Annotated in this window: 7 protein-coding genes; 1 reads left to right on the forward strand and 6 read right to left on the reverse strand. The window is 72.6% G+C overall.

From position 1 onward, the window contains the following. Nucleotides 1-168: 168 nt before the first annotated feature. The 6 genes from JHN45_RS48275 to JHN45_RS48295 form a co-directional block, all read right to left on the reverse strand. Entirely contained in the window at nucleotides 169-549 is a 381-nt protein-coding gene (locus JHN45_RS48275) for a hypothetical protein (RefSeq protein ID WP_201055795.1), read from the reverse strand. After that, nucleotides 546-2138: a hypothetical protein gene (locus JHN45_RS48280; protein ID WP_201055796.1), complete on the reverse strand. Its 1593-nt coding sequence runs from the start codon at nucleotides 2136-2138 to the stop codon at nucleotides 546-548. The genes JHN45_RS48275 and JHN45_RS48280 overlap by 4 nt, the downstream gene beginning before the upstream one ends. After that, nucleotides 2135-3271, reverse strand: a complete 1137-nt coding sequence (locus tag JHN45_RS48285) for a hypothetical protein (RefSeq protein WP_201055797.1) — start codon at nucleotides 3269-3271, stop codon at nucleotides 2135-2137. Before JHN45_RS48285 ends, JHN45_RS48280 begins: the two co-directional genes overlap by 4 nt. A gap of 371 nt (nucleotides 3272-3642) precedes the next feature. Further along, on the reverse strand, nucleotides 3643-5919 hold the full coding sequence (locus tag JHN45_RS48290; RefSeq protein ID WP_201055798.1) for a hypothetical protein: 2277 nt from the start codon (nucleotides 5917-5919) through the stop codon (nucleotides 3643-3645). A 431-nt stretch (nucleotides 5920-6350) separates the two neighbouring features. Then, nucleotides 6351-6479 (reverse strand): hypothetical protein, encoded by a 129-nt coding sequence (locus JHN45_RS54270; RefSeq protein ID WP_268982487.1) that lies wholly within the window; start codon nucleotides 6477-6479, stop codon nucleotides 6351-6353. A gap of 560 nt (nucleotides 6480-7039) precedes the next feature. After that, nucleotides 7040-7960, reverse strand: coding sequence for a hypothetical protein (locus JHN45_RS48295; RefSeq protein WP_201055799.1), 921 nt, complete (start codon nucleotides 7958-7960; stop codon nucleotides 7040-7042). Between the two features lie 178 nt (nucleotides 7961-8138). Here JHN45_RS48295 and JHN45_RS48300 point away from each other — a divergent pair, with 178 nt between their 5' ends. Next, nucleotides 8139-8345 (forward strand): hypothetical protein, encoded by a 207-nt coding sequence (locus tag JHN45_RS48300; RefSeq protein ID WP_201055800.1) that lies wholly within the window; start codon nucleotides 8139-8141, stop codon nucleotides 8343-8345. The last annotated feature ends 292 nt before the right edge of the window (nucleotides 8346-8637 follow it).

Genomic DNA, 8637 nt, shown 5'->3' on the forward strand with positions numbered 1-8637 from the left:
GGCGGCCGCCGATGACCGCCAGTCGGTCCCACAAGGGTTAGCGTGCACACGCTAAATCTGCTGTGTGGGAGTGGGAGTTTCTGCCGTGGCCCGTGGCCTTTTCCGGCAGACATGGCAGTGCCCCCGGTGTTCTACCCGGGGGCACGCTTCACGGCCTGGTGCTCGTCGTCATACCGTCCCGTGGCGTGCGGGTACGGTGCCGGGCTGACCATCGCTCCACGAGAAGTCGCCGTTGTCGTGGCCGTCGCCGGCGTGGCCTGGCTCGTCGCCGCACTGCTGCCACTGGCCGAGGCTGTATGTGTCGCACGTCTCGGGGTCGAAGGGGAGGCACTGGGCGGTGCAGAACTCCGGGTCAAGTTCGTCCGGCTCGATGGGTGGCGAGAACAGACCGACCTCGGCGAGCACGGCACCCGTGACTTCCTCGACGGTTGCCCGCGAGACGGAACGGGCCGCGCGTACGCCGGCTTTCACGGCACGGTCGTACTCGTCCGCCTGGAGGATTCGGAGGGGGGCGAGCAACGGGACGGGGGTGACGGTCGGGCTGGTCATGTGGTGGGCTCCTCGTCGGTCTCGTTCGACAGCGGTACGGCGATCTGCCCGGGAATCGGCTCGGGCGTCGTCTCCTCCTCGGCCGGCTTCCTGCCTCGCCTGGCCGACTTGCCCGCCTTGCCCTGGGCAGTCTTCTCCGTCTCGGCGCGAACCTCGGCGCGGGCCTGGGCGGCGGCGAGCTGGGTACGGACCTCGGTGAGTTGCCGGGCGGCCTCCGCCCGTTCTCGCTCGGCTCGCTCGGCGCGGGCCTGGGCGTCGTCGGCGCGCTGGATGGCGGCCGCCCGTCCCTGCTCGGCCTGCTGCCGCGCGGTCGACTCGGCGGCGAGCTGGGCCGCCAGGTCGTCCCGGCGCTTCTCGGCGTCGCCGATGCGGCGCTCTGCGCGCTGCTCGGCCCGCTCCGCGCGGTCCTCCGCCTGCGTGCGGCCGCCCTCGGCCTTGGTCGCGCGCTCCTCGGCGGCGGCACGCTGCCGGTTGGCCTCGGTGGTCTGCCCGGCGGCCTCGTCGCGCTCACGCTTGGCCTCCTTGGTCTCAGCGAGTGCGCGGGTGTATCCGGCCTGCATCTCCTCCTTTTCCGCCTCCGCCTGGCGGGCCTGCTCCTCGGCGAGCCGCTGGGCCGTCCGGGCCTCCACCACCTCAACGGCGGCCTGTGCCGCGTCGTGGATGGCGCCGTCCCGTTCCCGCTCGGCGGCCTCGCGTGCACGCTCGGCCTCGCGGGCCTTTTCCTCGGCGCGGGCCCGTTCCTCTTCGGCGACTTCGGCGCGGGCCTGGGCGGCGGCGGCGGCCTGGCGGGCCTCGTCGCGCTGCTCAGTGGCGGCGTCGCGCTGGTGGATCGCCTCGGCGGCCTCGTGCTCGGCGCGCTCGGCCCGGCCGGTGGCGGCGTCGCGTTCCTCCTCGGCGAGCTGCTGGGCGGCGGCAGCGTCCCCCGCCTTCCGCTCCGCCAGGTCCCGGCGGCGCTCGGCCTCACGGGCCTTCTGCTCGGCGACTTCCCGGGCGTCGTCGGCGGCCTCGCGCTCGGCGCGGTCGCGGTCGGCGGCGGCCTCGGCGGCCTCCCGGTCGGCGCGGGCCTGGGAGGCTTCCGAGCGGGCGGCGGCGGCGTCCGCCTTCGCCTGTACGGTCTCCTGGTTGGCCTGTGCCACGTCATTGGCGTTGGCTGCGCGAGCTGCCGCTAGACGGGCCTCGATGCCCTCGGGGCTGTTGATTTTCGACAGCTCCAACCGCATGTCCGCGGCGACCTGTTCCATCCTGGTGACGGTCTCCTCGACGCGGAGGAGCTGCCCCGGCAGGCCAGGCGCGTTGCGCTCGCGGGCGCGGGCCGCCTTGCGCTCGTTCTGACAGGTGCTGTCGCAGTATTCAGGCGGTCGTCCGGCGCCGGCCGGCTTGGCCCGGGGGATGAGCTTCCCGCAGTTGGCGCACGGCTCCGGCCAGTAGCCGTACGGCGCCTCTTCCTCGTGGTCGTCCCCGTTGGCCTCTCCACCCGACGCCTCCCGCGCGGGCGTCGCCTTGGCGGGGATCTCGATGCCGAGGCCGGCAAGCCGGTTCGACAGGTGCGCCAACGGGTCGTCGGCCGACTGACTGTCGTTCGTGGTCACGGGCGTGCGGCCTTCCTGGTGGTGGTGCGGGGACGGGCGGCCGGGCCGGGCCGCTGGGGCGGCCTGAGCCGGCCCCGGGCGCGGGCCTGCGGGCCGGTGTGGGTCCTGATGCTGCCGTACGGACGGCGGCGGCGGACAATCCGCACGGCGGCCGCCCCTCGATCCGGTGCCGGGCGGGCTGCGGGCGGCGCCGTGACCTGCGGGGCGGTGGTCGGCTCGGTGAGCTCGGCACGGGCCTCGACGGCGGCCGCCGTCACCTGGTCGTCCACCTCGACCTCGGCGGCCTGGCGCTCGTCGCCCTCGACCTCGACGGCGGCCGCGGTCTCCAGCTCGGTGCCGGCGTCCGGGTCGGGGCCGTACGTGGTCACCACGTCGCCGAGTTCCTGGCTGTACTCCTGCGGAGCGTGGATCGCGTCGTACACGCTGGCGTACTTCCGGGGTTCCGGCAGCGGCTCGACGGGGCGCGGCTCGGCGGTGACGGCCTGGGCGAACAACAGGGCCTCGGTCATGTGGTCGCGCACGGCCTCGGTGTCGATGGTGGGGCCCATGGCCTGAGCGATCCGGGACGGGATACGCAACCAGTCCTCGGACCAATCCGGCATCTCCGCGCCGGTCTCCGGCGCATGGGGGCCGACGAATGGGGCCAGGTGCCGGATGAACGCACGGCGCCAGTGCCGGCGTTCGGTCCGCCAGTCCTGCGGGCTGTGGCATTCGGTCCACCGTTGGCCGTGGGCCGAGTCGCGCATCCATCCGGCGAGCCGGCGCATCATCGCCGTGGCGGCGGCCTCGATGGCGACGAGCAATCCGGGGAGGTCGGCGGCGAACCGGGCGACGGCGAGCGGGTGACCCTCGATCCGGAGCGCGTGCCGGTCCAGCCGGTCCGCCAACAGGTCGGCGTACACCCGGCGGGTGCGCACCCCGTACCCCCATGCCAGGCGCTCGGCGGCCTCGCGGCGGGTGGTGCCGTGCTGGCCGGCGTCGTGCACCCGCACGGTGAGTGTGGCCGTGCCGTCGATACCCATGCGGCCCTCGACCTCGGCCAGGGGGCCGGCGTACGGCCGAGCGGGCACGCGGCCGTCAATGAGGTAGGCGTACGCGTAAGGGTCGCGGTTCGTCTCGGTGGTCTCCGTCATGACCTCAGCCTATCATTTCTGGATTACTGTTTCTAGTATTCCAGTAATTAGCCGTTGGCAAGAGGGCGCCAATTTCCGGGGGTGGTGGGTGGCCGACTTCTCGCCGGCTGGTCCTGCTCGGGGGCTCCGCCCCCGGCGGCTGCGGCCGCTGCGGTCGGGCGGTGGCCCCTGACGACAGTTCTAGCGTGTGCACGCTAGGTTTCCCTGGCCTTGGCGGGCTCCCGCTGAGCGGGGCCGGCGCGTCCGCCCGGTGGGCGGTTCGGCTGGGGCTGCCGGTCCGGCGGGGGCGATTCCTGGGCTTCTCCGCCGTGGTGGTCGGGGTGCCCGGCTCCGTTCCGCCGTGGCGACGACTCTACCGCGTCCCGGGCGGCTCACGCGCTGTTCTGCTGACCTCCGTGTGTCGGGGCCTCGGCGGCCTCCTGGGCGGCGGCTCGGCGGGCGGCGTGCCACTCGGCGGCCGGGGTGCCCCGCCAGGTCACGCACCGTTCGCCGGGGGCGGCTTGGCAGTGCCGGCAGTGCTGACGGGCTGGGAGGACGGGGCGCTTGCGGCGTCGGGGCTGGGGCTGCTCGGCTCCGGTGGCGCTGAGGTGGGCGGGGTCGATGAGGTGTCCGGCCTGGGCGAGCTGCTGGGCGTGGGCGAGTAGGCCGGTGGCGTTGAGGCGCTGGGCCTCAATCTGACGGGCGCGGCGGTGGTCGGCGCGGCCGTCGCGGTGGCGCGGGTAGGCGCGGGCGCCGGGGGCCTGGCCGGGGATGACGATCTGGTCCGGCCCGGGGCGGGGTCCGCGGGCGCGCTTCTCGGCGCGGGGCAGCGCGCTCCACTCCTCCTCGGCCGCCCACCACTCGTGCGCGGCCTGGTCCACGCGGGCGTCCACGGCCAGGCCGGCGACGCGTCCGGCCGTCCTGGTCTCCTGGGCGGCCTCGTACAGCGGGCGGGCCGTGGCGGCGTACGTGGGCGCTCCTCGGCGGGGCCGGGCGGTGGTGGCGAGCTGGAGGGCCTCGAGCTGGTGGAGGTGCCGGAGGGTGGCACGGCGGCCGTAGCCGGTAGCGATCATGAGGTGGGCCAGGGTGGGGCGGTCCTGCTGGTGGATCTCCCGGAGGGTGCGGGCCGCGTGGTGACCGAGGGAGTGCCACACGTCGGCTTGCTGGTGGGTGATCAGGGAGCGTACGTGCGCCGGGAGGTCAACCGAGAGGCCGAGGGGGGTGGGGGGCGCGGCGGCGTTCCGCCTTCTGTCAGACCCCGTGTGAACTGGTGAAACGTGGTCAGTGGCCTGGTAGATGGCGCATCGGTGGCCGTCGTGGTCGGGGCACTGGTGCTCGGTCGCCAGGGTCACCCGGCGGGCCTTGCCTGCCCTGCGCTCGGCCTCGGCGGTGACGGTGAGCCATCCGTCCCGGATGAGGCGCCACAGAGCCAGGGATGCCGTCTGGCGGCTGTATCCGGCGAGCACGCCGAGGCGGCGGACGTTGGCGCTCACGTCGGTGGTGCCGGCGGTGAGCATGAGCCAGGCCAGGGCGGCCAGGATCGCGGCGTCTGCCGGTCCGGACTCCCGTCCCCACCGGGCGGGGCCGGCTGCCCGCATCCGGGCGAACAGGTCGACCACGGCCACCTCGGCCTCGGTCCGCTCATGGCGGCCGCCGTTGTCCTCGGGCCTGCGGGGCATCCGGGCGGCGTCCTGGACGGCGAGCCACCACACCCGGGCCCACAGGCGCGCGGTGTCCTCCTCGGAGCGGGCGGCGCGGGTGCCGTCCGGCTGGCGCTCGGTGCGGAGCCATTCCAGCGCGGGGGACGACTCGGCGTCGCGCACCACGGCGAGACCTTCGGCCTGGGTCCATCCGGCCAGGGCCATGGATCGGGCGGGGGCGTGGGCCTGCTGCGAGTGGTCGTGATGGCGCGTCAGCTTCCGCCGGAGCCCCTTCATGGCGCGTTCGCCGAGGGGGCGCCACGGTACGGCGAGCTGCGGGCACCCGGCCTCGTCGGTGACGACGGGGCGCATGATCGGCCCGCGCTGCTGGATCGAGGGGGGTACGGCGGCGTCCTGGTGCTCGTCGTCCTCGGCGGCGCGGCGGCCGGCGGGGGCCGGGGCGGTCCTGATCCTCGTGGGGCGCTCGATGGTGCGGGCGGCGGCCATCGATTCCAGCCGGGCGGCCAGGCGATCGAACGCCTCGGCCGGGGCCGAGGCGGAGCCGAGGGCCGTCACGGCCTGCTCGATGGTGTGTGCGGTCAACTCGTTGTGCCCGCCGTCGCGGTGGGCGGCGCCGGGCGGGCGGACCGCGCCGGCCTTCGGGTTCATCAGGGGCGTGATGTCGACGGACGGGCACAGGATGCGGGCGGCGCGGGCGATCCTCCGCACCGTGGCGACGGGCACCCCCTCGGCGCACCCGGTCCACACGTGGCGGCCGCCGTTCGGGCCGGACTGGGTGGGTACGGGCTCGATGCCCTCGGCGCGGGCGGCGTCGGCCAACAACTCGGCGTCGGCGGCGGCCTGCTCGGCGGTCACCTGCTTGGCGTCGCAGTCCAGTACGACGGCCGTAAACCTGTACGACCCGCGCTGACGGCGGGTCAAGTACATCGCCACGGGCCGGTTCGGCTCCACCTCGGCTACGGCCACGGTGTCCGGGTAGGCGTTCCGCCAGGCGTCGGGCGTCCCCATGGCAGCACGTACGTGGGTGCGCGGGGACAGCTCGCCGAGGAATCGCGTAAGGGTCCTGGCCTGCGGTGACAGTCCTAGCGTGTGCACGCTAGAAACCCCTGGACGCCGTACGGCGGCAGGGGGGAATGCGGGCGTGGCGGCGGCAGGGAACAGGTCGCCTTGTTGATAAAGCGCCGATGACACACCGGTCTGAGGCAAGCCTCTACCGCCACCGTGGCTCGCTGCTACGATGGCAACGCTCCCTCGGTGTTAGAGGACGCACGAAAGCCCCGGCTGTCGGGCCTAGGAATCCGGCGGACAGCGGTTACGTGCTCGATCTGGGATCGGGAGTCTCGGCAATCTGGTCGCCACAACCACGTTCGAAGCTGAGACCCCGATGGCTCCAACCAACACCCGGCTTAGGGGGCCAGGAAGTTGATCGGCCGGTTAGATCATCCGGCCTCCTTCAGACGTACGGCATTCGGCCATCCGACGGGCTGACCCGTGCGCGGGTCCACCTCCAGCAACTCCACCAATGTGTTGAGGAAACCGGCCACGCTGGTGTCCAGTCGCTCGCACATGTGAAGTAGCTTCACGGCGTTCTGGGGCTCGAAGTTCGAGCCCGGTCGGTACGCCTCGCCCGTCGTGGGGTCGTAGTGAGGCGCGCGGAACCGTGTCCCTCGCGGCGGCCCACCCACTCCTCGGCGATCTTTCATGGATGGATCTTGTCAGAGATCGCAGAGTCTTGCAGCAAGTCAAACGGCGTGGCGCGGAACTTTCTTTGCGACTCCGGGGTTTGGCGTGCCCTATGCCGCGAATAGTCCGTTTGTCGGATCGGAATTGAGCCGGTCGCCTTGGGGGCCTGGACCTCGGCCACGGCACGGCACCTCTGACGGCCTGTCACTGGACAGCCGGCGGGCGGAGGTACGGAGCCGTGCGGCCGCCAGGGCCGTACGGCGGCACCACAGCCGGCCGTCACCACTCCCCCATTGGCTTGTCCGTCCCGGCGGCCCGCCACCCGAGACTCGGCACCGTAAGTGCTGCCTACGGTCCGCACCTTGGCCACGGAGCCGACGCGCGAAGCGAGCTGTACCACGTGACAGAGGGGGCGCCCGGTGGGCGCCCCCTCTGCTGGGCCTTGTCAGCTGGCGTCGGCCTCCTCCTCGTCAGCCTTCTTGAACGGCTCGCCGCACTTCCCGCACATGAGGCCGCCGTCTTCGCCTCCGAACTCCCACGTGGCGCGGCTGATCTGGATGCGGCGGGCGGGCTCCGGGGTGCCGTCCTTGCCGGGCTTGGTGCACCCGCAGATGACCAGGAACCGCGTCGGCGGGCGCTTCGCGGGCCTCGCCACGGGCTCCGGCTCCTCCGTGCCGCCGCTGCCCGGCTGCCCTTCCTCGCCGTTCCCCTCGTCCTCGCCCTCGGTGCCGCCGACGACGGGGCGGTCAGTGCCACCGCCCAAGCTGATGGCCAACGGGTCGTAGACGTACGGGAGGCGGGCGATGTCCAGGGCGTTGATCGCTGCGGTGTAGCGGTCGGCCGTGGCATCGGTGATGCGGCACTCAGAGAATCCGCGCACGCTCTCGGGCTGCGTCGGGGCGGTAAGACCAAGCTCCTCGGCGATCTTGGCAAACCGCCGATTGTGGTAGCGGCCCGCGCTGCTGGTGTCCTTGACCTTCCGGACGTGAGCGACGGCGTGGGCTGCCTCATGGATGAGCGTTTGCATGGTGCGGCGGCCGCCGAGGCTCAACAGCTCACCACCCGCGAACAGTTCAGGGGCGCGGCCCTTCTTCGCCCCCTCCTCGACCGTCCAGAAGTCGGCTCCGAAGTGCCCCCACTTGACGCCGGTGGTGCTCCGGCCGGTCCCGGTGATCATGACGACCTGCGGCACCTCGGGGTGAGCCGCGCGGATCGCGGCCCACGCGCCTTCAAGGGCGGCGATGATCCGGCTGCCGTGCTCCTGGTCGACCTGGGCGGGTGCCTCGACCGGCTCAGCCTGGGCGGGTGCCTCGACCGGCTCAGCCTGGGCGGGAATCTCGACGGTGGTAGCCGTGGTGGTCGCCATGGTGCACTTCCTATCGCGTCGCGCTGGTGTTGGTGGTGTCGGTCCGGGGTGCCGTTCCCCTTTCCGACAAGTACTAGATTACAGCACTAGAGCATCACAGGCAACTCCGACCCCGTTCGTGTCGCCACAAAACCGCAGGTCAGAGGCCTGCCCCGAAGAACTTCCAAGATCTTTTAGCGTGTGCACGCTAACCACTCCCCCGGGTCCGGTCCGGCTCCTCGGCCTGCACGTCGGCGGCGGCCTGGTGCTCGTCCTCGACGGCCCGGACGGTCGGCGGCGGCTCCTCGGCGAGCTGCTGCCCGTGGTCCTGGTGCTCGTCCTCCTCGACGCCGTGGCGGTCATCGGCGGCCGCCACCTCGGCGCCTGCGCCATGGGCCGGGCCTGAGTGCCTGTTTCTGAACCCCGTATCAGCAGGCCAAGGCCCGTCAGTCCGAAATAGGAACTTTGGGAAAGCGTTCGGGCAACGGTCACGGTGACCGTTGCCCGAACGGAAGTTTCTGCGGCTGGGATGACGCTGACGGTCGTCAGTGCCACCAGGAGCCCACCGGGTGGCCGTGACCTTGATCGATCTCAAGTTGGTCGCGACCAACTTGGTCTAGGCGCCGCCTGCTACCAGGCTACCGAGCCCGCGTCTTCCGGGGGTTCAGAAACAGGCACTGAGTGGGGGGTCCCTCCGG

Source organism: Streptomyces sp. MBT53 (genome assembly GCF_016654115.1).
Classification (GTDB): domain Bacteria; phylum Actinomycetota; class Actinomycetes; order Streptomycetales; family Streptomycetaceae; genus Streptomyces.